This is a genomic window from Pseudonocardia yunnanensis, assembly GCF_039534065.1.
Lineage (GTDB): Bacteria > Actinomycetota > Actinomycetes > Mycobacteriales > Pseudonocardiaceae > Pseudonocardia > Pseudonocardia yunnanensis.
In genome coordinates this window covers 203,457-228,963 of sequence record NZ_BAAAUS010000034.1, presented here as the reverse complement: position 1 = coordinate 228,963, position 25,507 = coordinate 203,457, and the positions used below count along the sequence as shown (strand labels likewise).

The 25,507-nt window shown below is 71.3% G+C and carries 27 protein-coding genes and 1 tRNA gene; 8 read left to right on the top strand and 20 right to left on the bottom strand.

Annotation, left to right across the window (positions count from 1 at the left end):
• The first annotated feature begins 89 nt into the window (after positions 1 to 89).
• From ABD743_RS29640 to ABD743_RS29630, 3 genes are all read left to right on the top strand, one after another.
• Positions 90 to 1,277 carry a carbohydrate kinase family protein gene (locus ABD743_RS29640; protein WP_344725653.1) on the top strand — a complete coding sequence of 396 codons (1,188 nt, stop codon included), beginning with the start codon at positions 90 to 92 and terminating at the stop codon, positions 1,275 to 1,277.
• Between the two features lie 55 nt (positions 1,278 to 1,332).
• Positions 1,333 to 2,010, top strand: coding sequence for a hypothetical protein (locus ABD743_RS29635; RefSeq protein ID WP_344725652.1), 678 nt, complete (start codon positions 1,333 to 1,335; stop codon positions 2,008 to 2,010).
• Positions 1,975 to 2,047, top strand: a tRNA-Leu gene (locus ABD743_RS29630). Before ABD743_RS29635 ends, ABD743_RS29630 begins: the two co-directional genes overlap by 36 nt.
• A 30-nt stretch (positions 2,048 to 2,077) precedes the next feature.
• On the opposite strand, the gene ABD743_RS29625 is transcribed toward ABD743_RS29630, so the two are convergent.
• Complete coding sequence (locus tag ABD743_RS29625) at positions 2,078 to 2,761, bottom strand: TVP38/TMEM64 family protein (protein ID WP_344725651.1); 684 nt, start codon at positions 2,759 to 2,761, stop codon at positions 2,078 to 2,080.
• A gap of 129 nt (positions 2,762 to 2,890) precedes the next feature.
• On the opposite strand from ABD743_RS29625, the gene pcaC reads away from it, so the two are divergent.
• The gene (gene pcaC / locus ABD743_RS29620) at positions 2,891 to 3,292 is read left to right on the top strand and encodes a 4-carboxymuconolactone decarboxylase (RefSeq protein ID WP_344725650.1); all 402 of its coding nucleotides are present in this window, start codon (positions 2,891 to 2,893) and stop codon (positions 3,290 to 3,292) included.
• A 7-nt stretch (positions 3,293 to 3,299) separates the two neighbouring features.
• Here the strand turns inward: pcaC and rdgB are convergent, their stop codons facing one another.
• The 12 genes from rdgB to clpS all read right to left on the bottom strand — a co-directional run bounded on the left by rdgB (position 3,300) and on the right by clpS (position 10,674).
• Positions 3,300 to 3,890, bottom strand: a complete 591-nt coding sequence (rdgB, locus tag ABD743_RS29615; RefSeq protein ID WP_344725649.1) for an RdgB/HAM1 family non-canonical purine NTP pyrophosphatase — start codon at positions 3,888 to 3,890, stop codon at positions 3,300 to 3,302.
• A complete protein-coding gene (gene rph / locus ABD743_RS29610) occupies positions 3,887 to 4,639 on the bottom strand; it encodes a ribonuclease PH (RefSeq protein WP_344725809.1) in 753 nt (250 codons plus the stop codon). Before rph ends, rdgB begins: the two co-directional genes overlap by 4 nt.
• Before the next feature lie 85 nt (positions 4,640 to 4,724).
• Complete coding sequence (locus ABD743_RS29605; protein ID WP_344725648.1) at positions 4,725 to 5,510, bottom strand: MBL fold metallo-hydrolase; 786 nt, start codon at positions 5,508 to 5,510, stop codon at positions 4,725 to 4,727.
• A 10-nt stretch (positions 5,511 to 5,520) separates the two neighbouring features.
• Positions 5,521 to 5,922 (bottom strand): hypothetical protein, encoded by a 402-nt coding sequence (locus tag ABD743_RS29600; RefSeq protein WP_344725647.1) that lies wholly within the window; start codon positions 5,920 to 5,922, stop codon positions 5,521 to 5,523.
• Positions 5,915 to 6,277, bottom strand: coding sequence for a hypothetical protein (locus tag ABD743_RS29595; protein WP_344725646.1), 363 nt, complete (start codon positions 6,275 to 6,277; stop codon positions 5,915 to 5,917). The genes ABD743_RS29600 and ABD743_RS29595 overlap by 8 nt, the downstream gene beginning before the upstream one ends.
• A gap of 74 nt (positions 6,278 to 6,351) precedes the next feature.
• Positions 6,352 to 7,188, bottom strand: coding sequence for a glutamate racemase (gene murI / locus ABD743_RS29590; protein WP_379658932.1), 837 nt, complete (start codon positions 7,186 to 7,188; stop codon positions 6,352 to 6,354).
• A 10-nt stretch (positions 7,189 to 7,198) separates the two neighbouring features.
• A complete protein-coding gene (locus ABD743_RS29585) occupies positions 7,199 to 7,828 on the bottom strand; it encodes a rhomboid family intramembrane serine protease (protein WP_344725645.1) in 630 nt (209 codons plus the stop codon).
• Between the two features lie 150 nt (positions 7,829 to 7,978).
• Positions 7,979 to 8,929 (bottom strand): PLP-dependent cysteine synthase family protein, encoded by a 951-nt coding sequence (locus ABD743_RS29580; protein ID WP_344725644.1) that lies wholly within the window; start codon positions 8,927 to 8,929, stop codon positions 7,979 to 7,981.
• Positions 8,930 to 8,959: 30 nt separating this feature from the next.
• Complete coding sequence (locus tag ABD743_RS29575) at positions 8,960 to 9,232, bottom strand: MoaD/ThiS family protein (RefSeq protein ID WP_344725643.1); 273 nt, start codon at positions 9,230 to 9,232, stop codon at positions 8,960 to 8,962.
• Between the two features lie 50 nt (positions 9,233 to 9,282).
• Entirely contained in the window at positions 9,283 to 9,762 is a 480-nt protein-coding gene (locus ABD743_RS29570) for a M67 family metallopeptidase (RefSeq protein WP_344725642.1), read from the bottom strand.
• Between the two features lie 67 nt (positions 9,763 to 9,829).
• Positions 9,830 to 10,381 (bottom strand): DUF2017 domain-containing protein, encoded by a 552-nt coding sequence (locus ABD743_RS29565; RefSeq protein ID WP_344725641.1) that lies wholly within the window; start codon positions 10,379 to 10,381, stop codon positions 9,830 to 9,832.
• Positions 10,378 to 10,674 (bottom strand): ATP-dependent Clp protease adapter ClpS, encoded by a 297-nt coding sequence (gene clpS / locus ABD743_RS29560; protein WP_241035040.1) that lies wholly within the window; start codon positions 10,672 to 10,674, stop codon positions 10,378 to 10,380. Before clpS ends, ABD743_RS29565 begins: the two co-directional genes overlap by 4 nt.
• 78 nt (positions 10,675 to 10,752) lie before the next feature.
• Here clpS and ABD743_RS29555 point away from each other — a divergent pair, with 78 nt between their 5' ends.
• On the top strand, positions 10,753 to 12,060 hold the full coding sequence (locus tag ABD743_RS29555; protein WP_344725805.1) for a nicotinate phosphoribosyltransferase: 1,308 nt from the start codon (positions 10,753 to 10,755) through the stop codon (positions 12,058 to 12,060).
• Positions 12,057 to 12,623, top strand: a complete 567-nt coding sequence (locus tag ABD743_RS29550) for an isochorismatase family protein (RefSeq protein WP_344725640.1) — start codon at positions 12,057 to 12,059, stop codon at positions 12,621 to 12,623. Before ABD743_RS29555 ends, ABD743_RS29550 begins: the two co-directional genes overlap by 4 nt.
• A gap of 59 nt (positions 12,624 to 12,682) precedes the next feature.
• Here ABD743_RS29550 and ABD743_RS29545 read toward each other — a convergent pair whose 3' ends face one another.
• Positions 12,683 to 13,588 carry a hypothetical protein gene (locus tag ABD743_RS29545; protein ID WP_344725639.1) on the bottom strand — a complete coding sequence of 302 codons (906 nt, stop codon included), beginning with the start codon at positions 13,586 to 13,588 and terminating at the stop codon, positions 12,683 to 12,685.
• 138 nt (positions 13,589 to 13,726) lie between these two features.
• Between ABD743_RS29545 and ABD743_RS29540 the strand changes: the two genes are divergently transcribed.
• Complete coding sequence (locus tag ABD743_RS29540) at positions 13,727 to 15,748, top strand: ATP-dependent DNA helicase (RefSeq protein WP_344725638.1); 2,022 nt, start codon at positions 13,727 to 13,729, stop codon at positions 15,746 to 15,748.
• A 13-nt stretch (positions 15,749 to 15,761) separates the two neighbouring features.
• Here the strand turns inward: ABD743_RS29540 and ABD743_RS29535 are convergent, their stop codons facing one another.
• The 6 genes from ABD743_RS29535 to ABD743_RS29510 form a co-directional block, all read right to left on the bottom strand.
• Positions 15,762 to 16,475, bottom strand: coding sequence for an aminoacyl-tRNA hydrolase (locus ABD743_RS29535; RefSeq protein WP_344725803.1), 714 nt, complete (start codon positions 16,473 to 16,475; stop codon positions 15,762 to 15,764).
• A 20-nt stretch (positions 16,476 to 16,495) separates the two neighbouring features.
• Positions 16,496 to 17,728 carry a phosphoserine phosphatase SerB gene (gene serB / locus ABD743_RS29530; RefSeq protein ID WP_344725637.1) on the bottom strand — a complete coding sequence of 411 codons (1,233 nt, stop codon included), beginning with the start codon at positions 17,726 to 17,728 and terminating at the stop codon, positions 16,496 to 16,498.
• 22 nt (positions 17,729 to 17,750) lie between these two features.
• Positions 17,751 to 19,505 carry an aa3-type cytochrome oxidase subunit I gene (gene ctaD, locus ABD743_RS29525; RefSeq protein WP_344725636.1) on the bottom strand — a complete coding sequence of 585 codons (1,755 nt, stop codon included), beginning with the start codon at positions 19,503 to 19,505 and terminating at the stop codon, positions 17,751 to 17,753.
• Positions 19,506 to 19,677: 172 nt separating this feature from the next.
• Positions 19,678 to 20,487, bottom strand: coding sequence for a PIG-L family deacetylase (locus tag ABD743_RS29520; protein ID WP_344725635.1), 810 nt, complete (start codon positions 20,485 to 20,487; stop codon positions 19,678 to 19,680).
• A 73-nt stretch (positions 20,488 to 20,560) separates the two neighbouring features.
• Complete coding sequence (locus ABD743_RS29515; protein ID WP_344725634.1) at positions 20,561 to 22,423, bottom strand: AAA family ATPase; 1,863 nt, start codon at positions 22,421 to 22,423, stop codon at positions 20,561 to 20,563.
• A 93-nt stretch (positions 22,424 to 22,516) separates the two neighbouring features.
• Positions 22,517 to 23,626: an NDMA-dependent alcohol dehydrogenase gene (locus tag ABD743_RS29510; protein ID WP_344725633.1), complete on the bottom strand. Its 1,110-nt coding sequence runs from the start codon at positions 23,624 to 23,626 to the stop codon at positions 22,517 to 22,519.
• Positions 23,627 to 23,896: 270 nt separating this feature from the next.
• Here ABD743_RS29510 and ABD743_RS29505 point away from each other — a divergent pair, with 270 nt between their 5' ends.
• Complete coding sequence (locus tag ABD743_RS29505) at positions 23,897 to 25,501, top strand: benzoate-CoA ligase family protein (protein ID WP_344725632.1); 1,605 nt, start codon at positions 23,897 to 23,899, stop codon at positions 25,499 to 25,501.
• The last annotated feature ends 6 nt before the right edge of the window (positions 25,502 to 25,507 follow it).

Sequence of the window (25,507 nt, the reverse complement as noted above, 5' to 3'; positions counted from 1 at the left end):
CACGGGACACGGCCCCGCGATCGCGTTGCCACGCGCGCGGACAAGACGGCAGTATCCGAAGAGAACCACCGGAGGGGGATGAGTTCACCGTGACCAGCGCAGCGTGGAGCGCGGTTCCCGATCCGGAGGCGTTGCCGGTGGGGCCGCTGACCTTGCCGCACGAGACGGTCTGGTGGGACCCCCTCGTCAACGTGCGCGACGCCGACTGGCCCGACGTCGACGTGTTCATGTCCGGCATGGTCTTCCTCGACATCGTGTTCACCGGCCTGCCCACCCTCCCCGCCGCGGGCACGGAGGTGTGGGCCGGGGGGATGGCGTCCTGCCCAGGAGGCATCGCCAACCTGGCGATCGCATCGGCCCGGCTCGGACTGCGCACGAGCCTCGCGGCAGGCTTCGGCGACGACGTCTACGCCGACTTCTGCTGGCGCACGCTCGCCGGACAGGAACGGGTGGACCTGTCCCGCTCGCAGCAGTTCGCGGGGTGGCACTCGCCCGTCACGGTGTCGATGGCCGTGGAGCGCGACCGCAGCATGGTCACCCACGCCCATCGCCTGCCGATCAGCGCCGACACCCTGATCGGCACACCCCCGGCCTCGCGAGCGGTGATCACCAGCATCGGCGGAGGGGCAGCCGAGCCGGTACTCCCGGACTGGGTCGCCCAGGCCAGGGCGAACGGCTCGATGATCTTCGCCGATGCCGGCTGGGACCCCACCGGGGCCTGGGACCCCACCTTGTTCGCCACGCTCGACGGGTGCGACGCGTTCATGCCGAACGCCGTGGAGGCCATGAGCTACACCCGTACCGACAGCCCTCGCGACGCGCTGCACCGGCTCGCCCGCCACGTCCCGCTCGCCGTCGTCACCTGTGGGGGCGACGGCGCGATGGCTGTGGACGCCGTCACGGGCGAGGAGGCATCGGTCCCCGCGCTACCCGTCGATGCGCTCGACCCCACCGGCGCGGGCGACGTGTTCGGAGCCGGCCTCGTGCTGGGCACGATCGCGGGCTGGCCGCTCGAACACCGGCTGCTGTTCGCCGGGGTCTCCGCGGCGCTGGCCGTGCACGAGTTCGGCGGTTCGCTCGCCGCTCCCGGGTGGGGCGACATCGGGGACTGGTGGCGGCAGGTGGAGGCACGGGCCGCCGCGGGTCACCGGGGAGCCGACGAGCTGCGCCGCCGCTACGGCTTTCTCGACGCCCTGGTGCCCCGCACCCACGTCTGCGGTGTCCGGCGCGCAGCCGCCACCATCGCCCGCCAGTCGGACCTGACCCGCCCCGTCTGAGCGTCGTTGACGACTCTGGGCCCAGACTCGAACATGTGTTCGATATGATCCGTTCATGCCCCGCGCCCGAAGCTGGACCGACGAGCAGCTCGCCATGGCGGTGGCCGCGAGCCGCACGATGAGCGAGGTCTGCCGGCGGCTGGGGCTGCAACCCGGCAAGTACGACGTGCTCCGGCGCCACATCCAGCGTCTCGGGCTGGACGCCTCACACCTGCCCCGTGCGAGCGCGGCTTCGCCACGCAGCTCGCGACGCTTCAGCGACGAGGACCTCATCGAGGCGGTACGCGTCGAGACGTCGGTGCACGGCGTGCTGCGACGTTTGGGCTACGAGACCAACGGCGGGATGTTCCGCTACATCGTCGCCCACATCCGCCGGCTCGGCCTCGACACCAGTCACTTCCGCGGGCAGGGCTGGGCACGGGGATTGAAGCGGCCGTCCACCGGCCTCACCCCTCTCGATAAACTTCTGGTCAAGGGCTCCACAACAGGATCGAGTTCTCTTCGACTACGGCTCGTCGCCGCGGGACTGCTGCCCGACCGCTGTCAGGAGTGCGGACTGAACGAATGGCGAGGTCAGCCGCTTCCTCTCGCCCTGGACCACGTCAACGGCGACCACACTGACAATCGTCTTGAGAACCTCCGTATCCTCTGTCCCAACTGTCACGCCATGACCGACACGTGGTGTGGACGGAAGAACGCCGGCGTAGCCCAACGGCAGAGGCGCGGGTCCTAGGAACCCGACAGTGTGGGTTCGAATCCCACCGCCGGCACCCGTGCCCGAGAGGCGCTCGCCGAGAGCGCTACCCGGCCTGAGCCGCCCCGGTTCCCCCGTGCGCCGCAGGGGCGACCGGCTCGTCGATCGGCCGGCGGCGCGCCACCAGGAGCGCCCCGATGAGCCCCAGCAGCCCCGACACGACCGACACGGCGAACATGGCCGGGTGCGGGCTGCCGCCCACCGCCGCGTCGCCCAGCACCACGATCGCGACCGTGCCGGGCAGCACCCCGAGCACCGTGCCCAGCAGGTACGGCAGGAAGCGCACCCCGGACAGCGCCGAGGCGTAGTTCATCACCGCGAACGGCACGGCCGGGATGAGACGCAGGGACACCATGGCGAGCAGCCCGCTCTGGTCGAGCCGACTGCGCACCCAGGCCACTCCACGGCGGTGGGAGTGCCGCTCCGCCAACTGGCCGCCGATCAGCCGGACCAGCCAGAAGGCCAGCACCGCGGCCAGCGTGGTGCCGGCGACGGTGAGCAGCAGCCCCAGCACCGAGCCGAACAGCACGCCCGCGGCCACGGTGAAGACCGTGCGCGGCACCGGAGTGATCGTGATCGCACCCTGGAGCAGCACGAACAGCACCGGCGCCCAGAGCCCGGCGCTCTGCACCGTCTGGCGTACGTCGGGGATCCCGTCACGCAGGAGGAAGACGGCGATGCCGGCCACCACCAGCACAGCGGCGCCTGCGGCCACCCTCCTCCAGGTCATACTTCGACCGTACCGACGGAGGCGTCGACGACACGTCGACGGGTGCAGTACGCCACCATCAGGCCACCGCCCCGCCACCGTGCGATCACCGAACGACCCGCGTCGCGGCGACGGCTACGGTGGATGATCGTGACCACCGAGCAGCCGCAACCACCCGCCCTCGACCTCGACCCTGACGGGCTCGCCGTGCGCCGTGAGGTGCTCGGGCCCGATCACGTCGACGCGGCACTCGCCCGTGCCGACGACGTCACGGCCGAGTTCCAGGAGATGATCACCCGATACGCGTGGGGGCACATCTGGACCCGCCCCGGCCTGGACCGGCGGATGCGCAGCGCGATCACGATCACCGCCCTCGTCGCGCACGGGCACTACGCCGAGCTGGAGCTGCACCTGCGCGCTGCGCTGCGCAACGGCCTCACGCGGGCGGAGATCGTCGAGGTGCTGCTGCAGACCGCGATCTACTGCGGAGTGCCCGCCGCCAACTCCGCGTTCGGCGTGGCCCGCCGCATCCTGAACGAGGACGCGTCCTGAGCCTGGCTTACGACAGGTCGCGCAGGTGCGGGATGAGGGCGCGCATCGCCCTGCCCCGGTGCGAGGCCGCGTCCTTCTCGTCCGGACTGAGCTCGGCGCTGGTGCGCTGCTCCCCGTCCGGCACGAAGATCGGGTCGTAGCCGAACCCGCCCGAGCCACGGGGCTCGCGGACGATCCGGCCGGTCCATTCGCCGTGCACCACGGTCTCCAGGCCGCCCGGCACCACGAGCGCCGCGGCGCAGACGAACGCCGCTCCCCTGCGCTCGTCGGGCACGTCGGTGAGCTGGCCCAGCAGCAGCTCCAGGTTGGCGACGTCGTCCCCGTGCCGGCCCGACCAGCGGGCGGAGAGCACGCCCGGCATGCCGTTGAGGGCATCGACGGCGAGCCCCGAGTCGTCGGCCACGGACGGCAGCCCGGTGGCGTTCGCCGCGTCCCGTGCCTTCGCCAGCGCGTTCTCCGCGAACGTGGCTCCGGTCTCGGGCGCGTCCGGGAACTCAGGGACGTCGGCGAGCCCGACGACCTCGACGGGGCCGTCCGCGAGCATCCGCCGCAGCTCGGCGAGCTTGCCCGCGTTGCGGGTGGCGAGCAGCACCTTCACGGCTGCGTCGGCAGCGTGCCGGGGTAGGGCTCCGCGAGCGCGGCGGCCTGCAGGTCGGACAGCTGCCGGATGCCGGCGAGCGCCGTGTCGAGCATGGCGTCGAGCGTGCTGCGGGTGAACGTGGCGCCCTCACCGGTGCCCTGAACCTCGATGAGCGTGCCGGTGTCGGTGGCGACGACATTGGTGTCCACCTCCGCGCGCGAGTCCTCCTCGTAGGGCAGGTCCAGACGGACGCGCCCGTCGACGACCCCCACGCTGACGGCCGCCACGCGGCACGAGAGCGGCTTCGGGTCGGCGAGGCGGCCGTGTGCCCCGAGCCAGGTGACGGCGTCGGCGAGCGCCACGTAGGCACCGGTGATCGCCGCGGTGCGGGTGCCGCCGTCGGCCTGCAGCACGTCGCAGTCCAGGGCGATGGTGTTCTCGCCGAGTGCGGCCAGGTCGATGCAGGCCCGCAGCGAGCGGCCGATCAACCGGCTGATCTCGTGCGTGCGACCGCCGATGCGGCCCTTGACCGACTCACGGTCGCTGCGGGTGTTGGTGGCCGACGGCAGCATCGCGTACTCGGCGGTGAGCCAGCCCAGGCCGGAGCCCTTGCGCCAGCGCGGCACGCCTTCCGTGACGCTCGCGGCGCACAGCACCTTCGTGTCGCCGAACTCGACGAGCACCGAACCCGCCGGGTGTTTCTGGAAGCCGCGGGTGATCGTCACCGGCCGTAGCTGATCGTCGGCTCGGCCATCCGCCCTGGCCACGTCGCGGGCACTGCCATCCGTTCGTGTCACGCGCGCCAGCTTAGGTCGCCGGGCCGGGAGCCTTCGTCCGGCGGGAGGGACGAGCTCAGATCGTGTAGCCGGCGTCGGGGGCGACCAGCTCGACGGGTCCGCCGAATGCGGCCTTGGCCTCGGCGAGCAGTTGGTCGCCGTCGAACCAGGCCGGGACGTGCGTCACCAGCAGCCGCCCGACGCCTGCCGCCTCGGCGTGCTCGCCCGCTTGCCTGCCCGAGAGGTGCACCCCACGCGGCGGCTCCGACCAGGACTCGGTGACGTGCGGCCACGTGGCCTCGCAGAGGAGCACGTCGGCGCCGCGCGCGAGCTCCACCAGCCCGTCGCACGGGCCGGTGTCGCCGCTGTAGACGAGGCTGCGCCCGCCGTGCTCGACCCGGACCGCGTACGCGTCGCAGGGGTGGTCGACGGCGCGAGCGCGCAGTGTCACACCGGCGACCGTGCCGGTTGCGCCGTCGGAGAGCGGGTGGAAGGTGAAGACGTCTGTGAGGTCGGTCTCTGCCCGCTCGGCTGCCGAGGCCGCGAACGCGGCTGCGAACCGGTCCGGCGCCTCGACCGGGGCATGCACGGGCAGCGGCCGCGTGGTGGGGTCGAACGGCGGCCGCGGGTGGAAGCGGCGGTGCACCACGAGCGACGCGAAGTCGGCGCAGTGGTCGGGGTGCAGATGGCTGAACACCACCCCGTCGAGCTCCCACGGGTCGAGGTGGCGCTGCAGCGCACCCAGTGTGCCGTTGCCCAGATCCAGCACCAGGCGTGCGTCGCCCGCCTCGACGAGGTAGCCGGACGACGGCGAGGCCGGGCCGGGGCCGCTGCCGGAGCAACCGAGAACGATCAGCCTCATGAGCCGCACGCTAACGCGCGCGCGTGTGTCGCAACCACCACAAGCCGATGAACGGAAGGACCAGTGGCACGAAGCCGTAACCCCGCCCGTACACCGACCACACGGTGTCGTCGGGGAAGTCGGCGGCGTCGAACACGGTGAGCGTGCCGACGACCAGCACTCCGACCAGCTCGAACCCGACGGCGGCCCAGGCCAGCTTGCGGGCGCCGGGCCCACGCCCGTTCAGCCCGATCGTGGCCAGGATGTAGACGACTCCGGCCAGCGCGGAGAGCAAGTACGCCAGCGGCGCCTCGTGGAACTTCGTGGCGATCTGCACGAGGGCACGCGCGGTGGCGGACAGGGCGAACACGCCGTACACCGCGATGAGCACCCGGCCGGGGCCGGACGACGTGGCACGGGCGGGCTCAGGCACCTGCGTCCCACAGCCCCTGCAAGCGCCACACGGCCACCGCGGTGGCGATCGCCCCGACAGCCACGACCGTGCCGCCCCAGCGAGTGGGCTCGGCGGTGGCGAACTGCGTGGCGATCGGGAGCACGCACACCGACACGACGAGATAGATGAGGAACGTCGTGGTCTCCGGCAGCGTGACGCCGCCGAAGATCCGGACGGCCGCGATCGCGGCCTGCACGAGCAGGAGCGCCTCCGCGACGCCCACCGCGCGCTTCGTCCAGACGTCCGGCGGCCGGTTCAGTGCTGTCGTGACCACGCCGTACACGGCCAGCGCGGCAAGTGCCACGAGAACCACGATTTCCAGCGCCCCGATCACGCTGGGACGGTACCTGAGCGGCCACGACCGGCCCGCTCGGCATGGACCGGCGACGAGTGATCTGCGAGGGAACCTCAGCGGGCGAGGGGCGTCTGTTCCGTGGCCGGACCGAGAGCGGCGACCTGCCCGATCTCCGGGCCCAGGAAACGACGGCCGAGCCTGCGGAACGGCTCCGGGTCGCCCGTCGCGAGGAACTCGTGCGGGCCGGGCGCCGGGGCTTCGGGGTCGCGAGCGAGGTCGGCGTCCATGAGCACGCGCACGAGGTCCTTCGCGGTCTCGTCAGCGCTGGACACTAGCGTGACCTCCGGGCCCAGCACGATCTGCAGCACGGCGGCCAGCAGCGGGTAGTGGGTGCAGCCGAGCACGAGCGTGTCGACGCGGGCGCGCTGCAGCGGTTCGAGGTAGCTCTGGGCGAGGCCCAGGATCTGGCGCCCACTCGTCATGCCGCGCTCGACGAAGTCGACGAAGCGCGGACACGCCACCGCTGTGACCTGCACGTCGCGGGCCGCCTGGAACGCATCGGTGTACGCCCCGGACGCGATCGTGGCTCGAGTGCCGATCACCCCGATCCGCCCGGTGCGGGTGGCTGCGACAGCGCGGCGCACCGCCGGGCGCAGCACCTCCACGACCGGCATCGGGTAGCGCTCCCTGATGTCCGGGAGGCAGGCCGCCGTGGCCGTATTGCAGGCGACGACCAGGGCCTTGACCCCACGCTCCTGCAGCGCGTCACCGACGGCGAGCGCATGCCGGCGCACATCGGCGATCCGCAGCGGGCCGTACGGGCCGTTCGCGGTGTCGCCGACGTAGATGACCCGCTCGGCGGGCAGGAGGTCGATGACCGCCCTCGCGACCGTGAGTCCGCCGACACCCGAGTCGAAGATTCCGATCGGGGCGTCGATGTCTGAGGGCACGGCCAGAAGTCTAGGCGCCGAGGATCGGGGCGGGGCGGGATCGTCGGTCGGCCCGCGCAACGAGCCGCGCGGCCAGCAGCCCGGCCACCGCGCCGAACAGGTGCGCCTGCCAGGAGATGCCCGCCTGACCGGGGAGGATGCCGAACAGGATGCCGCCCCAGATCACGAACAGCGCCACCGCCAGCAGGATCTGTCGGCCACTGCGGGCGAAGAACCCGCGGGCGAGCAGGAACACCAGCCAGCCGAAGATCAGCCCCGACGCACCGATCGTGGACGTGTTCGCCGGGCCGATGAGCCACACCCCGAGCCCGCCGAGCAGCCAGATCATGGCGGTCACCACGACGAACTGCCGGAACCCGCCCGCCATGGCGAGGAACCCGAAGACGAGGAAGGGCACGGTGTTGGCCAGCAGGTGCGGCCATCCGGCGTGCAACAGCGGGGCCCAGAGAATGCCGTCCAGCCCGTCGAGCGTGCGAGGCACGATGCCGTCGTCGTCGAGGCGCAGCGCGGTGAGCTGGTCGACGAACTCGGCGATGTACAGCACGCCGGTGAAGAGCAGCATGAAGAACAACGAGCGCACCGGCGCGGGCGGAAGCACCCGCGCGATCGACCGACGGGACGCAGGCGCGGGGACGACCATACGACCGAGGCTACCCGCGCCAGGCAGCCGTTCCGCGGCTCTTCAGCGTTCCTTCAGCGAGTTCATGTCATTCCGGACGAGCGGGACGTCCGTCCGATAGGCCTGGACGAACGCGCCGCTCATGCAGCAGGAGTGCCGGTATCCGTCCGGCTACGCCCAGAGCTGGCCCTCGATGCCGTGGACCGCGTCGTCGAGTTCGCCCGCGTAGGCGCCCGTGGACAGGTACTTCCAGCCCGCGTCGGCCACGATGATGGCGATGTCGGCGGACTCGCCTGCTCCCGCCGCCTTCTCCGCCACGGCCAGCGCGGCGTGCAGGATGCCGCCGGTGGAGATGCCGGCGAAGATGCCCTCCTGCTCGACGAGCTGCCGGGTGCGGCGCAACGCGTCGCGCGATCCGACGCTGTAGCGCGCCGTGAGCACCTCGGGGTCGTACAGCTCGGGGACGAAACCCTCGTCGAGGTTGCGCAGCCCGTACACCAGCTCGCCGTAACGCGGCTCCGCCGCCACGATCTGGATGTCGGGCTTGTGCTCCCGCAGGTAGCGGCCGGTGCCGACGAGCGTGCCCGTGGTGCCGAGCCCCGCCACGAAGTGCGTGATCTCCGGGAGGTCACGCAGGATCTCCGGACCCGTGGTGCGGTAGTGGGCGTCGGCGTTGGCCGGGTTGCCGTACTGGTAGAGCATCACCCAGTCGGGATGCTCCGCCGCGAGCTCCTTGGCCAGGGCCACAGCCTGGTTGGAGCCGCCGGCCGCGGGCGAGGAGATGATCTGCGCGCCGTACATCTCGAGCAACTGCCTGCGCTCGATGGAGGTGTTCTCCGGCATCACGCAGATCAGCTCGTAGCCCTTGAGCTTGCAGGCCATCGCGAGCGAGATGCCGGTGTTGCCGGACGTGGGCTCCAGCACGGTGCAGCCCGGCTTCAGCAGGCCGTCCGCCTCCGCCTTCTCGATCATGGCGAGAGCGGGACGGTCCTTGATCGAGCCCGTGGGGTTGCGGTCCTCGAGCTTCGCCCAGAGCCGCACGTCCGGCGAGGGCGACAGGTTCGGCAGGCCGACGAGCGGGGTGTTTCCCACCGCGGCGAGCAGCGAGTCGTAGCGGGCCATCCCTGGCCTTCCTTCCCGTCGCCTGGTCCCTCAGCCGCCGGCGACGGCAGGCAGGATCGTGACGGTGGAGTTCTCGCCGACCGGGGCCTCGAGGCCACCGGCGAACCGGACGTCCTCGTCGTCGACGTAGATGTTGACGAAGCGGTGCAGCGACCCGTTGTTGACCAGGCGCGCAGCGATGCCGCTGTGACGCGACTCGAGGTCGTCGATCACCTCGCCGACGGTGCTGCCCTTCGCCTCGACGGACTTCTCGCCGCCGGTGTGGGTGCGGAGGATGGTGGGGATGGATACGGACACGGCCATGGCGATGCTCCAGGTCGGGTGGTTCTGAACGGTCGTGGCAGGGGCGGGCGTCAGACCGACGCGTCCCTGTCGGGGACGTCGTCCGCGCCGGTGTGCGCGAACATGTAAGACTCCACGACCTCAACCTGTTCCTCGGCGACCACACCGTCCACAATGCGGAACGACCGGAGCTCGTGCCCGGTGTGGTTCGGCTCGGCCTGCTCCCGCGTGGATACGAGCACGTAGTGCGCATCGGGCTCGGAGGCGAGCGCGATGTCGGTGCGCGACGGGTGGGCCTCCGTGGCGGTGTGCGAGTGGTAGATCACCACGGGCACCTCGTCGCGGGCGTCCATGTCACGGTAGAGGCGCAGCAGGTCACCGGAGTCGAACTCGTAGAACGTGGGCGACCGGGCCGCGTTCAGCATCGGGATGAACCGCTCCGGCCGATCAGAGCCCTCGGGCCCGGCGATGACACCGCACGCCTCGTCGGGATGGTCCCGGCGGGCGTGGGCGACGATCTCCGCAACGAGATCGGCTCGGATCACCAACACCCCAACAGCCTACGTCTCGAGGGCGCTTCATCCCACTCCAGCGGGACGGCTCACACCTCGTGGTGGCTCAGCGCACCTGCATCCGGCTCTGGACCAGCGCGTCCTGCACGAACGTGAGCCAGTGGTAGACGCCGATGTGGGTGGCACGAGGGTCGTCCGGGGGCAGCTCTTCAGGCATGTCCTCGCTCACGTCGAGGGCGGTGCCGAGAGCGAGCCGCACGTCGTTGAGTGAGGCGAGCCAGGCGTCGGCCTGTTCAGGTGTGAGCTCGACCCGGCCGCCCGACTCGGGCAGAGTCTCCAGCAGCACGGCCGCGGCCGAGTCCTTGGCCTCGATCAGCTCCGGTTCGTGCAGGGAGCGCAGGCCTGCGGCGAGGTCGGCGTCCTCGGTGGTGAAGTCGGGCAGAAGCCTGGCGAGGACACGGTCGGTGGGACGGGTCGACGGGCCGGTGCGCATGCCGGTGAGGGCAGCCAGCTCGTCGGCGGGGTTGTCGTCGGCCCTCCCGGCGAGGATCTGCCGGACCTCACCGACGAGGCCGCGCAGCACAGCGGCTTCCTGCGGCTCGAGCGAGGCCACGAGCCGCGCCCGGCCTCCGCGGCCGGAGCGCTTCCAGCCGTTCACGCGCGTTGCATGGTGGCCCACAGGCCGGCGGCGTGCAGCTTCGCGACGTCGGCCTCGATCTTGTCCTTGTCGCCCGCCGACACTGCCGCCTTGCCCTTGTGGTGAACGTCGAGCATCAGCGCGGTGGCCTTCGGCTCCGGATAGCCGAAGAGCTTCTGCAGCACGTAGGTGACGTAGGACATGAGGTTGACTGGGTCGTTCCACACGATCGCCTGCCAGGGCGTGTCCAGCACCGTGTCCTCGGCAAGGTCCGGATCCACCTGGCGCGTGGGTGTGGGTAGCGGCGCGGCCATGCGGTCCATGGTGACACCTCGGCCATCAGCGCCGCACGGCAACATAGGCTCCACCGCATGACTGAGCGGGCAAGGGCGATGAGCGGCAGTCCGTCGTCGGCCGGGGTCAGCACAGCGTTGCTCACCGACCGGTACGAGCTGACAATGGTGGCCGCCGCGCTCGCCGACGGCACCGCCAAGCGCCACTGTGTGTTCGAGGTGTTCGCCCGCCGACTCCCGGATGGCCGCCGCTACGGAGTTGTCGCCGGCACGGGCCGGCTCCTGGAGTCGATCGAGCGGTTCCGGTTCGGCGACCAGGAGCTACGGATGCTCGCCGACGTCGTCGATCGCGAGACGCTCGACTGGCTGGCGGACTACCGCTTCTCCGGCGATGTCGACGGCTATCCGGAGGGCGAGCTCTATTTCCCCGGCTCGCCCATCCTGACGGTGAGCGGCACGTTCGCCGACACGGTGCTGCTGGAGACGCTGGCCCTGTCGGTCCTCAACTACGACAGTGCGGTCGCCTCGGCCGCCTCCCGGATGGTCACGGCCGCCGCCGGCCGTCCGATCATCGAGATGGGCTCGCGGCGCACGCACGAGGCCGCAGCGGTCGCCGCCGCCCGCGCCACCTACCTTGCCGGGTTCGCCGCCACGTCGAACCTGGAGGCCGAGCGCCGCCACGGCATCCCCACCGCAGGCACCGCCGCCCACGCCTTCGTGCTCCTGCACGACGACGAGCTGGGCGCGTTCAAGAGCCAGGTCGCAACCCTCGGGGCGGACACCACCCTGCTCGTCGACACCTATGACATCCGGCGGGGCATCGAGCTGGCGATCGAGGCGGCCGGCCCCGGGCTGGGCGCCATACGCATCGACTCCGGCGACCTCGGCGAGCTGGCCCGGCAGGCCCGCCACCAGCTCGATGCCCTCGGCGCGAAAGAGACCAGGATCGTGCTGTCCGGCGATCTGGACGAGTACGCGATCGCCTCGCTGCGCGCCGAGCCCGTCGACTCCTACGGCGTGGGCACGTCGGTGGTCACGGGGTCCGGCGCGCCCACCGCGGGCCTGGTCTACAAGCTGGTGGAGGTCGACGACAAGCCGGTCGCCAAGCGCAGCGTGGCCAAGGAGTCCCGCGGCGGGCGGAAGTCGACGTTGCGTCGCTACAAGCCGACGGGCACGGCCATCGAGGAGGTCGTGCACCCCGCGGCCGGCCCGCCGGAGATGGGTCCGCACGACCGCGTGGTGCCGATCCCGCTGATGCGCGGTGGGGAGCAAGTGGCGGGCCTGCCCACGCTGGAGGAGTCCCGCGAGCACCTGCGCACCGCGCTCGTGTCCGTGCCGTGGGAGGGGCTCAAGCTCTCGCGCGGCGAGCCCGCCATCGCCACCGTGTTCGAGGGAGGCAACCGTTGACCCGTGCTCTGATCGTCGTCGACGTCCAGAACGACTTCTGCGAGGGTGGCTCGCTCGGCGTCGACGGCGGTGCGGCGGTGGCGGCCGCGATCTCGGCCGCCCTGCGGTCCGGGCAGCAGGGACGCCACTGGGATCACGTGGTGGCCAGCCGTGACCACCACGCCGACCCGGGCGCGCATTTCTCCGACGCCCCCGACTTCGTCGACACGTGGCCGCCGCACTGCCGGACCGGCACTCCGGGCGCGTCCTTCCACCCGGAGCTCGACGTCGCGCGGATCGAGGCGGTGTTCGACAAGGGCCTGCACGAGGCTGCGTACTCCGGCTTCGAGGGAATCGAGCCGGGTGGCGCGAGCATGGGCGCCTGGCTGCGCGCCCACGACGTGGACGCGGTGGACGTGGTGGGCATCGCCACCGACCACTGCGTGCGCGCCACCGCACTGGACGCCGCAGCAGGAGGATTCACGACGAGGGTGCTGCTGAGCTTGTGCACAGGAGTAGCCCCAGAGACGACGACCAAAGCGCTGGAACAAATGAGAACAGCAGGAATACAACTAGCGAGGTAAGGAGACGTAGTGCTGTCGGTGGTACGTGAGGGACAGCACTACGGCTCCATGGTCGAGTCTCAGACCGAGCGCATGCGGAAGGGTTCCAGGCGTACGGCCAGGTCGCCCGGGTCTCCATCCTCCTCCGGGAGGTGGTGGGCGCCCACCGCCTCCGCCAGCCCGATGCAGCGCGGGCCGTCGAACAGACCGCACGCATAGCGCACCGAGGCGTCGTCGAGGTCCAGCACGCCCACGCGGAGCTGGTAGATGCCCGGGTAGCGCACCTCGTCGAGGTAGTCCACGCGCAGCGAGCTCGGCGAGAGCCCGTCGAGCGGGCCACCGGTGGGGTAGCCGAGCACGTCGAGGTGCAGCTCGGCGAGGCCGTCGAGGTACCAGCCCGCCAGCGCCACGTTGTTCACGTGCCGGTTGGGGTCGAGGTCGCCGAAGCGGGTGCGGACGTCCAGCCGGAACGGGTACGCCTCGCGCACCGCGCGGGCCGGACCGCGCTGCAGGCGGGTCGGTTCGGGGGCGTCCATGCGCAGGGTCTTCAGCGCGTCGCGTACCGGCTCGGGAAGCGGCGCCGGTCCCCCGGCCGTCGCGTGCACGCTGACCGATTCGCCCGTGGCCACGCACTCGTCACCGGCGTAGACGCCGTAGGTGTAGGCGAAGGAGGAGGTGCCGATGTGGCTGACTCCGATACCGATGCGGTACTGCCCGGCCTCGATTCGCGCCCCGACAGCAGTGCGGGCAGCCACCTGCAGGGGGGCCAGCACGTCGACCCGGACCGAAGCCAGCAGCAGCCGCATCCGCCCGACCAGAGCGGCACCGAAGACATCCCGTTCGACGGCGATGCGCGCGTCTTCGAACCACCGCACGAGCGCGTCGCGCCCGATGCGCCGGCTCGGGTCCAGATCGCTGTACCGGGCGGCGTGCTCGATCAGCACCGGGTAGTCCGACGGACGGAGCATGAGCTGGGTGTGCGTCACTCTGCTCATGATGGCGGCACCCGGCCGCGGCCTGTGGGCCACCCCGCTCGGGATCACGTGTGAGCCTCGCAACGCAGGTCGCGGGCGGGATCGGCGGTTCTGCCGCGGGCCGGCAGGCGCTGGGAGTAGCCTCCCGGAGTGCCCACCACGACCGAGCTGCCCGGCGTGGCGGAGCTCCTGGAGGCGGCTGTCACAGCGGTCGGCGGCCGGCGCCGCGAGGGCCAGGACGCCATGGCCCAGGCAGTGCGCAGAGCGATCGCCACGGGCGAGCACGTGGCCGTGCAGGCCGGCACCGGCACGGGCAAGTCGCTGGCCTACCTGGTGCCCGCCATCCACCACGCCGTCGCGAAGGGCGCCACGGTTGTGGTGTCCACCGCCACCATCGCGTTGCAGCGCCAGCTGGTCGACCGCGATCTCCCGCGCGTGGCCAAGGCCCTCAAGCCGCTCCTCGGCCGCGCGCCCACGTTCGCGATCCTCAAGGGCCGTCGCAACTACCTGTGTCTCAACAAGCTCCACGGTGGTGACGAGCAGGACCCCGCCGACGAGCTGTTCGACCCCTTCGCGATCTCGGCGATGGGCCGCCAGATCAAGCGCCTGCACGAGTGGGCCGACACCACCGACAAGGGCGACCGGGACGAGCTGGTGCCGGGCGTGCCCGACTCCACGTGGCGGCAGGTCTCGGTCACCGCACGCGAGTGCATCGGGGCAGCGAAGTGCCCCATCGGCGACGAGTGCTTCGCCGAGAAGGCCCGTGCCGAGGCCGGCCACGCCGACATCGTCGTCACCAACCACGCGCTGCTCGCGATCGACGCGCTGGAGGGCCGCCCGGTGCTGCCCGAGCACGACGTCGTGGTGGTCGACGAGGCGCACGAGCTGGTCGACCGGGTCACCGGGGTGGCCACGGCCGAGCTGGCCTCGGGCGTGGTCGGCATCGCGGCCCGCCGGGTGGGCAAGCTGGTCGACCAGGCGGTCGCCGACCGGCTCGCCGAGGCGGGCGAGGGCCTCGCGATGGTGCTGGAGGATCTCCCGCCCGCGCGGTGGGACAGCCTGCCGCAGGCCGCTGTGGGTGCCCTCTCGGCGGTCCGCGACGCGGCCGCGGCGTGCAAGCAGTCGCTCGGGTCCGAACGGCGCGAAGACCCCGAGGCCGCCACCGGCCGCAAGGTCGCGCAGGCGGCGCTCGACGAGCTGGCCGACTCCGCGGTCCGGCTGCTCACCGCGTTCGAGGAGCCCGATCCGGCGAAGCGGCGCGACGTCGTCTGGCTCGGTGAGCAGGGGCCCGACGGCGCCCGGCACAAGGTGCTGCGCATCGCGCCGCTGTGGGTGGGCGGGCTGCTGCGGGAGCGGCTGTTCGGGCGGTCCACGGTGGTGTTGACGTCGGCCACGCTGGCGCTGGGCGGCAATTTCGACGCACTCGCGCGCCAGTGGGGCCTGCCGCCGGAGAAGGCGGCCGACACCGGCGGCGAGAGCGACCCGATCCCCGATCCCGACGCGCCGAAGTGGTCGGGCCTCGACGTCGGCTCGCCGTTCGCCCACGGCCGCAGCGGCATCCTCTACGTCGCGAAGCGGCTGCCCCCACCGGGCCGCGACGGGCTGCCGCCTGCCTACCTCGACGAGATCGCCGGTCTGGTGGAGGCGGCGGGTGGGCGCACCCTGGGGCTGTTCTCGTCGATGCGCGCGGCCAAGCAGGCCACCGAGGCGCTGCGCGGCAGGCTCGACACCCCGCTGCTGTGCCAGGGCGACGACTCCACGATGCAGCTGGTGAAGAGGTTCGCCGAGGACGAGCCCACCTCGCTCTTCGGCACACTCTCGCTCTGGCAGGGCGTCGACGTGCCGGGGCCCTCGCTCTCGTGCGTGATCATCGACCGCATCCCCTTCCCGCGCCCTGACGATCCGCTGGTCGCGGCGAGGCAGCGGGCCACCGACGCCCGCGGGGGCAATGGCTTCCTCACGGTGTCCGCCACCCACGCGGCCCTTCTGCTCGCCCAGGGCGCCGGACGACTGCTGCGCGGCATGGACGATCGGGGCGTCGTCGCGATCCTCGATCCCCGTCTGGCCACGGCCCGCTACGGCGGGTTCCTGCGTGCGTCGCTGCCGCCGTTCTGGCCCACCGACGACCGGGAGAAGGTGCACGGCGCGCTGCGGCGGCTGCGTGGGGCGTGACGACGGGCAGGGCTCAGCTCGGTGGCGTGGCGATGCAGGTGATCGTGCCCGGCGCCACCTCGGTGAAGCCGGCGTCCCGCACGGCCACGCCCTCGCCGCTCTGCACGCCGTCGCACAGCTGCGCCCAGCGATCACCGCGAGCCTCGCGCACGGCGAACGACGGCACGGCCGTGAGGCCCTGCGCGGCGGCGTAGAGCATCGAGGCGTGCCCGACCTGCGCGGCCGCCTTGCCCACGGTCATCTCCAGGTCGGCGTTCACCCAGATCACCGGCACCCCGGGCGGGGGCGGACCGGGTTCGTCGGCCGGTAGCTCGGTGCCGCCGATCTGCAGGCGGGACACCACTTTGGGCACCTCGTCGACGGGCCCGGGCAGCAGTGCTCGCGCCTCGGCCGGACCGTCGGGCGAGTCGACCACGCACGTGACGCCGGGGAGCTCCTGCACCGCCGCCCAGTGCGCGCCGCGGGCCCTCCGGGCGATCTTGCGGATGCGGCCGGCCACCCACGTGGCGACGGCGTCGTGCCACTCCCCTCCGGGCTCGGCACGGGGGTCGAGGCAGACGGCGAGCGCCGCGTCGGCCGCAGCTTCCAGCACCGGGGTGCGGGGGGCGGGGGGCCGGTCCAGCCGGAGGACGACCGGCATCGCCCGCACCACGCCGTCCGGCTCCGGCGGGATGTCGGTGTCGCGCCGCACGTACCGCGCGGCGAGCGGCTCCAGCACGCTGGTCATGTCGTGAGGGGCGGGGCTGGTCACGCGATCGGCACCCGCCGCAATACGCCTTCGGCCGCGTCGGCGTGCTCCACCTCGTCGCGGGTGATGCCGAGGACGAACAGCACCACGTCCAGGTACGGGTGCGAGAGCGCGGCGTCCGCGACCTCGCGCAGGGCGGGCTTGGCGTTGAACGCGATGCCGAGCCCCGCGGTGGACAGCATGTCGATGTCGTTGGCGCCGTCACCGACGGCGACGCACTGCTCCAGCGGAATGCCGAACGTCTCGGCGAACCGGCGCAGGGCCACCGCCTTGGCCGGTCGGTCGACGATCTCGCCGAGCACACGCCCGGTCAGCGTGCCGTCGACGATCTCCAGCTCGTTGGCGGCGCAGAAGTCCAGCCCGAGCTCGTCGACCAGGCCGCTGATCACGCGGGTGAAGCCGCCGGACACGACGCCGCAGCGGAACCCGAGACGCTTGAGCGTGCGGATCGTGGTGCGCGCACCGGGTGTGAGCTCCAGCTTCGCGGCGACCTCAGCGAGCACCGATTCCGGCAACCCTTCGAGCACCGCAACGCGCCGCCGCAGCGACTCGGCGAAGTCCAGCTCGCCGCGCATGGCCGCCTCGGTGACGGCCCGGACCTCCTGCTCGGCGCCCGCCCGGGCCGCGAGCATCTCGATCACCTCGCCCTGCACGAGCGTGGAGTCGACGTCGAACACGATCAGCCGTTTGCTGCGGCGGCTGAACCCGGCCCGCTCGACGGCGACGTCGACGCCGGCGGTGCGGGCCACCTCGACGAGCCGCGCGCGCAGCGTTCCGGGCGGATGGGCTTCGCTGCCACCAGACGGATCCGGTGAGACCATCAGCTCGAGCCCGGTGACGGGGTAGTCGGCGACCCGGCGGATGGAGTCGATGTTCGCTCCCACGCCGGCGAGCGCCTGCGCGATCGCTCCGAACGCGCGCGCCGTGATCGGGCTTCCGATCACCAGCACGACGTGCGTGGCGCGCTGCCGCACCGACCGATCGTCGGGCACCTCGAGCGAGGTCTGCACGTTCATCGAGATGCTCGCCATGGCCTGCTCGACGGCCTCCTGGAGGCCTTCGGGGTCGTGGTGGGCGGCCACCAGCGCTCCCAGCGTGAGCTGACCACGGATCACCACCTGCTCGACGTCGAGCAGGTCCACCCCGTGCCGGATGAGCGCGGCGAACAGCACCGAGCTCACGCCGGGCCGGTCCGGGCCGGTGACCGTGATGAGGACGGTGGTGTCTGTCATTCCGTGAAGCGTAGGAGATCGGTCACCGTGACCGCGGATCGCCGTTCGGTTGCGACTCCGGCCCGGTGTGCTGGGCCGCCACCTCGTACGGCGACGGCTTGCCGCTGGAGTGTGCCTCGTCGCGGAAGCGCTCCACCAGATGCGGGTAGTGCAGCTCGAACGCCGGACGCTCCGACCGGATCCGCGGCAGCTCGGTGAAGTTGTGCCGCGGCGGCGGGCAGCTCGTGGCCCACTCCAGCGAGTTCCCGAAGCCCCACGGGTCGTCCACCGTGACGATCCGGCCGTAGCGGTAGCTGCGGAAGACGTTCCAGATGAACGGAAGCGTCGAGGCACCCAGCACGAACGCACCGATCGACGACACCATGTTGAGCGTGGTGAACCCGTCGGTGGGCAGGTAGTCGGCGTAGCGGCGGGGCATGCCCTCGGCACCCAGCCAGTGCTGCACCAGGAACGTCAGGTGGAACCCGACGAAGGTGAGCCAGAAGTGCACCTTGCCCAGCGTGTCGTCCATCATCCGGCCGGTCATCTTCGGGAACCAGAAGTAGATGCCGGCGTAGGTGGCGAACACGATCGTGCCGAACAGCACGTAGTGGAAGTGCGCCACCACGAAGTAGGTGTCCGAGACGTTGAAGTCCAGCGGCGGGGACGCCAGCAGGATGCCCGTGAGGCCGCCGAAGAGGAACGTGACCAGGAAGCCCAGCGCGAACAGCATGGGCGTCTCGAAGGTCAGGTGACCCTTCCAGAGCGTGCCGATCCAGTTCACGAACTTGATCCCGGTGGGGATCGCGATCAGGAACGTGGTGAAGGAGAAGAAGGCCAGGAGCACGGCCCCGGTGGCGTACATGTGGTGCGCCCACACGGCGCCGGACAGCGCACCGATGGAGATCGTCGCGTAGATCAGGCCCTTGTAGCCGAAGACCGGCTTGCGCGCGAACACCGGGAAGATCTCGGACACGATGCCGAAGAACGGCAGCGCGACGATGTAGACCTCAGGGTGGCCGAAGAACCAGAACAGGTGCTGCCAGAGGATGGCGCCACCGTTGGCCGGGTCGAACACGTGCGCCCCGAGTTGCCGGTCGGCCAGCAGCCCGAGCAGCGCCGCGGTCAGCACCGGGAACGCGATGAGGATCAGGATCGCGGTGACGAAGATGTTCCAGGTGAAGATCGGCATCCGGAACATCGTCATGCCGGGCGCGCGCATGCAGATGATCGTGGTGATGAAGTTGACGCCACCGAGGATCGTGCCCAGACCGCCGAGCGCCAGACCCACGATCCACAGGTCCGCACCCGCTCCGGGCGTGTGCACCGCGTCGGACAGCGGCGTGTAGGCGAACCAGCCGAAGTCGGCCGCACCACCGGGAGTGAGGAAACCGGACAGGACGGTCAGTCCCCCGAAAAGGAACAACCAGTACGAAAAAGCATTGAGTCGCGGAAATGCGACGTCGGGGGCACCGATCTGCAGCGGCACGATGTAGTTGGCGAAGCCGAACAGGATCGGCGTCGCGTACAACAACAGCATGATCGTGCCGTGCATGGTGAACAGCTGGTTGTACTGCTCGTTCGACAGGAACTGCAGTCCCGGTTCGGCCAGCTCCGCACGCATCAGCAGCGCCATCGCGCCGCCTGCCAGGAAGAACCCGAACGACGTCACCAGGTAGAGGATGGCGATGTCCTTGGGATCCGTGGTGTGGAGCATCTTGACCAGCGCTGATCCCTTTGCCGACCGCCGGGCCGGATAGGGGCGCGCGGTGATCGGCTTGGGGGCGACGGCTGTCACTGAGCCTCCTGAAACTGCCTTGCCGATTGCATTTGGCCTTGCCGAACTGATGGGCGATCGGGGCTACGAGCCCAGCGTGGATCGTAGCTCTACCCGTCGTCGAAGGCTTGCCCCGGCCCCGGTATCCCGGCGTGACACACATCGCCCGAGAAACGGGCGTAATGCGACATAACTATCGCAATGGGTTGAAAAGTTCCTCGAACAGGTCGGGGGTGGCCGCCGGGCTCGGCAACGGGTCGACGACGTAGAACTCGACACCCATACCCATGGCGAACAGCGCGTCCGGCATCGCGAGGAGGAAGTGGTCGGGAGCGATCTGGCTCGCGTGGGCCCGCATCGACGCCTTCTTCTGCTCGACGAAGTCCACGGCGTCGACGCGGTGGGTGATCTCGCTCTCGGGCTTGCCGAAGGTCGGCTCGTCGAGCGCGGGGAGCTCCCAGCCCTCGGGCAGCTGCCCGGACTTGGCCATCCCGCGGATGCCCCGCGTCATCCAGTCGCGGTTGACGGTGCTCTGCGCCACCACGGGCACTGCCGACAGCTCGGCGGCGCGGCGGCCCACGCGGTGCACCTGGATGTGGTCGGGGTGCCCGTAGCCGCCGTTGTCGTCGTAGATCGTGAGGACGTCGGGCTCCTCCTCGTCGAGGATCACCGAGAGGAGCCGGGCGGCGTGGTCGACGTCGGCCCGCCAGAAGCAGAAGGGGGCGTCGTTGCTCGGCTCGCCCATCATCCCGGAGTCGGTGTAGGGGAGGAACTCCACGCGCTTCGCACCGATCGCGGCGGCCGAGTCGTAGCACTCCGCCGAGCGGCGGACGGCGAGCTGTTCACCGTCGGCGAGGACGCCGGGCACGGGTTCGCCCAGCTCACCACGTGTCGCGAAGACGAGAACAACGCGGTGACCTGCGGCAGCGGCGCGGGCGAGAGTGCCCGCCGAGCCGATCGACTCGTCGTCGGGATGTGCGTGAAAGGAGACAATTGTGCCCACCGAGCGAGACTATCTCCGCCGCGAGATCCGGCTCCCGGCCCTGCGCAGGGCGATCAGCCGGATCTCGTGGCGATCAAGTGAGGATCCGCGTCAGTGCCGGGCCGACGTCCGCGAGCCGGCGCACGGTCTGTGCCCGCCCGCCCGCTCGCGCAGCCAGCGCGGACGCCGCGGCCTCGGCCTCCGCGCCGCCCAGCGGCACCAGCACGTGCAGCCGGTCGATCCCGGCGAGTGCCTCCGCGGGCTCGTCGCCCGCTGTGTGCCGGCAGTCCGAGAGCAGCACGACCAGCCGCTCGTCGGCCACCGCCCCGGCGAGCTGGCGCGATGCCTCCCGCAGTCCGGCCGCCAGGTCGGTGAGGCCGTGGCCGCGCAGGGCGACGATGTCGGACAGCAGCTCCTCGGGCGGGCGACGCACGCCCTGTGCCTGCAGCACCCGCACGCCGGCACCGAACGCGAGAACCGCGGGCTCCAGCTTCCCGTCGGCCGCCACGACGACGCCCGCCGCGGCCACTGCCGCCAGCGCGACGGCGAGACCCTGCATGGATCCGGAGATGTCGACGACGAGGCACACGGCCCGACGGTGTGCGGTCCAGGTGCGGGTGACGATGTCGTCGGTCTCCGGCCGCCGCGACGGGCCGGGCGACCAGCCGTCGAGCGTGCGGTCGAGGTCGAGGTCGCCGTCCATGCCCCGCGCAGGCCCGAGCCGTCGCGTGCCCCGGGTACGCGCGGGCCCGACCCGGCCGAGCTGGATGAACACGCGGCCGGCCAGCCGCCGTGCCGCGGCCCGCAGCTGCGCATCGGTGGCCACGGCGAGATCGGCCAGCAGTGCGGCAGCGGCCTCCGGTGACGTGGCGAGCGCCCGGTCGAACGCCTCGGCGTCCAGCGAACCGAGCTCGGGAGAGACCTCGGCGAACTGCTCGTGACGCGCGCCGAGCTCACTACGGCCGAGAGTGCGCTCCCCCCGGTTGCGGTGCGGACGCTCGCGGGATCGGCCCGCCGCTCCCGGCGGCGGGCCGTCAGCTTTTCCCGGGCTGCCGGCCTCCGGCTCGTCACCGGGCTGTGGTGGTGCCGCGGCGTCCTCCGGCCAGAGCCGGTCGAGCAACTCGTCGATCACCGACTCCGCGGTGCGGTCGACGCCGTCGGCCACCCGGATCCGCCCGGACAGCGCGGCGTAGGCGGCGTCGCGGGCGGTCTCCCTGGCCGGCGCGACCTCGCCGCGCAGCTCCGTCAGTCCGGTGAGCACGAGTGCGAGGTCGATCGCGCCGCGCACCGACGAACCCATCCGCACGTCCCGGTGGGTGCGGGTGGCGCGGGTGAGCGAGACGGCGAAGTCGGTGACCCAGCCGGTCACCCCGCTGACCGAGGCGGTGATCGCCTGCTCGCCGGCCTCGTCCTGGTAGCCGAGCACCACCCGGCACATCCGGTCGGCGATCGCCTGGCTGACACGCGCGGTGCCGACCGCGTCGAAGGGGTTCATCGCGGCGATGAGCCGGAACCGCGGGCCTGCACGCACGGTGCCCAGCCGCGGCACGGCAATCTCGCCCTCGGTGAGCACGGTGATGAGGACGTTGAGCGTCTCCTCGGGAACCCGGTTGAGCTCCTCGAGGTAGAGCAGCGCTCCCCCACGCATCGCGGTGAGCAGCGGTCCGTCGACGAAGCTCGCGGGCAGGTACCCCTCGGCCAGCACCTGCGACGGGTCGTACGCGCCGATCAGCCGGGCCGGGGTGAGCTCGGCGTTCCCCTCGACGAAGACGACCTGCTGCACCGCATCGCGGGCGATCGAACGCAGCAGCGTCGACTTCCCGGTGCCGGGCGGCCCTTCGATGACGACGTGCCGGCCGGTGGCGAGCGCGACCGTCAGCACCTCCCGCTCCCGGCGCAGCCCGACGACGGGGACGGGCGAGGAGGTCTGTGACGGTGGAGCGGTCACAGGAGTCACGGGTGGCACCACCTTCGGAAGCGGCCGCGCCGGGCCCGCTGAGGACGGGCCCGGCGCGTCACGGGTATGGCGGACTCTGTTCCTCCGGTGCGGTCAGTAGACGATCACGCCCCGGATGTTCACCCCGTTGATCAGGTCGTCGTAGCCCTTGTTGACGTCATCGAGGGTGTAGGTGTTGGTGATCAGCTCGTCGAGCTTGAGCTGCCCGGCCTGGTACATGTCGACCAGCCGCGGGATGTCCTTGAACGGGTCGCCCGAGCCGAACAGCGAGCCCTGGATCCGCTTCTCGAACAGGGTGAGCAGCGCGCCCGGGATCTCGATCGTGTTCTTGGTCGGGTCGGCCAGGCCGGTGACGACGACCGTGCCGCCCTTGCGGATGGCGTGGAAGGCGTTGGTGGTGACCTCGGTGTCGACCACCCCGACCGTGACGATCGCCTTGTCGGCGCCCACGCCGCGGGTGAGCTCCTGGATCAGTGCGTGGGCCTCCGCGGCGGTGCCGCAGGAGTGCGTGGCGCCGACCCGCTCGGCCATCTCGCGCTTGTTGGCCAGCGGGTCGATGGCCACGACGTTGGTTGCGCCGGCGAGCGCCGCACCCTGCACGGCGTTGATGCCGATGCCGCCGACGCCGTAGATCGCGATGGTGTCACCGGGCTGGGTCTGCGCTGCGTGCACGGCCGAGCCGAAGCCGGTGGGGACACCGCAGCCGATCAGCACGGCCTTGTCGAGCGGTACGTCGTCGGCGACCTTGACGCAGGATCCCTGCGAGATCACGGCACGCTCGGAGAACGTGCCGAGCATGCACATGCCGCCGATGTCCTCCCCGGAGTCGGAGTGGAAGCGGTAGGTGCCGTCGGGCAGGTTGCCGTCGAGGATCGAGGCGCCCATGTCGCAGAGGTTGGTCATGCCGGCCGCACAGAACCGGCAGGCGCCGCAGACCGGGAGGAACGAGCAGATGACGTGGTCGCCGGGCTTGAGCCGGGTGACGCCCTCCCCGACCTCCTCGATGATCCCGGCACCCTCGTGACCTCCGACGATCGGGAAGCGCGGCACGATGTCGCCGTGCCGGAGGTGCTCGTCGGAGTGGCAGAGCCCCGCGGCGACGTACTTGATCAGTACCTCGCCTGCCTTGGGCGGGTCGAGGGTCAGCTCCTCGATCTCGAACGGTCGGCCCACCTCGCGCAGCACTGCGGCCTTGGTCTTCATCGACCCTCCAGACATCAGCCCTCGTTGGCTGATCATGTGACGTGAGTGTCTCCGGCAGGTCCCCCGGTCGCGGGCACCTGCCCATCGCCCGGGTGTGCCTCGTCCCCATTCGTATCAGCACGGGCATGCCAGCGGAAGGCCGTCGCACCCGAAGATCAGGCCCGTTCGATCGACGCAGAAGGGACGATTTGATCTTCTACTGATCTGTAGCGGCGAATGATGAAGCTGTAGTGTCTGGCCACCCGAACCGGCATGGGAGCGAGCGCCGTCATGACCGAACTCTTGAACGCCGCGGAGTACCTCACGGAACGCCGCGTCGCCGCGGGCGATCGTGACCGTGTGGCGATCATCCATCCGGGCGGGAGCCTCACCTACGGGGAACTCGTCGGCGAGGTCCGCCGGGTCGCCGCCGGGCTCGTCGCGATCGGCGTGCGCCCCGAGGAGCGGGTGCTGATGTGCATGGCGGACGACGTCGAGCTCGCCACGGCGATCCTCGCCACGATGTACATCGGGGCGGTGGCCGTGCCGTCCTCGACGATGCTGACCGGTGGCGAGCTGCACAAGCTGGTGACCGACTCGCGCGCCCGCGTGCTGCTCGGCGACACGCGGTTCGCCGACGCCGTGACCACCGCTGCGACGAACGCCCCCGACCTGCGCCACGTCGTGCTCACCGGGGACGTCGAGCCTCAGATCAGCGGGCTCGTCACGCTCACATGGCGGGCCTTGCTCGACGGCGGTCGCGACGTCGAGGTCGGCGCCGCCTACCGCACGTGGGACGAGTCGCCCGCGCTGTGGCTCTACACCTCGGGCACCACGGGCACCCCGAAGGGCGCCATGCACCGGCACACCGACATCCGCTACGTCTGCGAGACCTACGCGGATCAGGTGCTCGGCGTGGGACGCGACGACGTCTGCCTGTCGGTGGCCAAGCTCTTCTTCGCGTACGGCATCGGAAACTCGCTGTTCTTCCCTCTCGCCGTCGGCGCGACCACGGTGCTGGAGCCGTCGCGGCCGAACCCGGCGCTGTACGCCGACCGCGTGGCCGAGCACGGCGTCACGCTGTTCTTCGGCGGTCCGAGCTTCTGGGGTCCGCTGATGGCCGCCGACCTCCCGCGGGAGAAGTTCGCGACCGTCCGCAACGGAGTCTCGGCGGGAGAGACGCTTCCCGCCCGGATGTTCCACGGCGTCCGCGAGCAGTACGGCTTCGAGATCCTCGATGGCATCGGCTCCACCGAGGCGCTGCACATCTTCATCTCCAACGTCGCAGGCAAGGTCGTTCCCGGCAGCTCCGGGTTCCCCGTCCCCGGGTACCGGGTGGAGCTGCGCCGCACCGACGGCAGTGTGATCGAGGGGACGGGCGAGTCCGGGATGCTCTACATCGCGGGCGACTCGATCTGCACGGGCTACTGGTGCCGCACCGAGGTCAACCGGGCGGTGTTCCAGGGCGAGTGGATGCGCACGGGCGACCAGTACGTACGCGGCGAGGACGGGAGCTACACCTGCCTCGGCCGGGCCGACGACGTGCTCAAGGTCGGCGGGATCTGGGTGAGCCCCACCGAGGTGGAGACCCGCCTGCTGGAGCACCCGGCGGTGGCCGAGGCCGTGGTCGTCGGCGTGCCGGACGCGGACGGGCTCGACAAGCCGGTGGCCTACGTCGTGCCGCGGACGGGCATGGCTGTGGACCAGGACGAGATCATCGCGTTCTGCCGGGCCGGGCTCGCGTCGTTCAAGCGGCCCCGCCTCGTCGTCGAGGTGGACGAGCTGCCCAGGACCGCCACGGGCAAGATCCAGCGCTTCCGGCTGCGCGCCCTCGCCACCGCCACCGAGGCACCGGTGCCCATCACGGCAGCGGACGTCGCAGAGGTGCAGTCATGACGGAGG

What these genes read in the sequence shown, in the direction of transcription:
- ABD743_RS29580 (WP_344725644.1), bottom strand. Translation starts at nt 8,929, where the DNA reads ATGGCCCGCTACGACTCGCTGCTCGCCGCGGTGGGAAACACCCCGCTC.
- ABD743_RS29535 (WP_344725803.1), bottom strand. Translation starts at nt 16,475, where the DNA reads ATGACCAGCGTGCTGGAGCCGCTCGCCGCGCGGTACGTGCGGCGCGAC.
- ABD743_RS29555 (WP_344725805.1), top strand. Translation starts at nt 10,753, where the DNA reads ATGAGCGGCAGTCCGTCGTCGGCCGGGGTCAGCACAGCGTTGCTCACC.
- serB (WP_344725637.1), bottom strand. Translation starts at nt 17,728, where the DNA reads ATGACAGACACCACCGTCCTCATCACGGTCACCGGCCCGGACCGGCCC.
- clpS (WP_241035040.1), bottom strand. Translation starts at nt 10,674, where the DNA reads ATGGCCGCGCCGCTACCCACACCCACGCGCCAGGTGGATCCGGACCTT.
- ABD743_RS29585 (WP_344725645.1), bottom strand. Translation starts at nt 7,828, where the DNA reads ATGGTCGTCCCCGCGCCTGCGTCCCGTCGGTCGATCGCGCGGGTGCTT.
- ABD743_RS29505 (WP_344725632.1), top strand. Translation starts at nt 23,897, where the DNA reads ATGACCGAACTCTTGAACGCCGCGGAGTACCTCACGGAACGCCGCGTC.
- ABD743_RS29625 (WP_344725651.1), bottom strand. Translation starts at nt 2,761, where the DNA reads ATGACCTGGAGGAGGGTGGCCGCAGGCGCCGCTGTGCTGGTGGTGGCC.
- ABD743_RS29605 (WP_344725648.1), bottom strand. Translation starts at nt 5,510, where the DNA reads ATGAGGCTGATCGTTCTCGGTTGCTCCGGCAGCGGCCCCGGCCCGGCC.
- ABD743_RS29510 (WP_344725633.1), bottom strand. Translation starts at nt 23,626, where the DNA reads ATGAAGACCAAGGCCGCAGTGCTGCGCGAGGTGGGCCGACCGTTCGAG.
- ABD743_RS29575 (WP_344725643.1), bottom strand. Translation starts at nt 9,232, where the DNA reads ATGGCCGTGTCCGTATCCATCCCCACCATCCTCCGCACCCACACCGGC.
- ABD743_RS29635 (WP_344725652.1), top strand. Translation starts at nt 1,333, where the DNA reads ATGCCCCGCGCCCGAAGCTGGACCGACGAGCAGCTCGCCATGGCGGTG.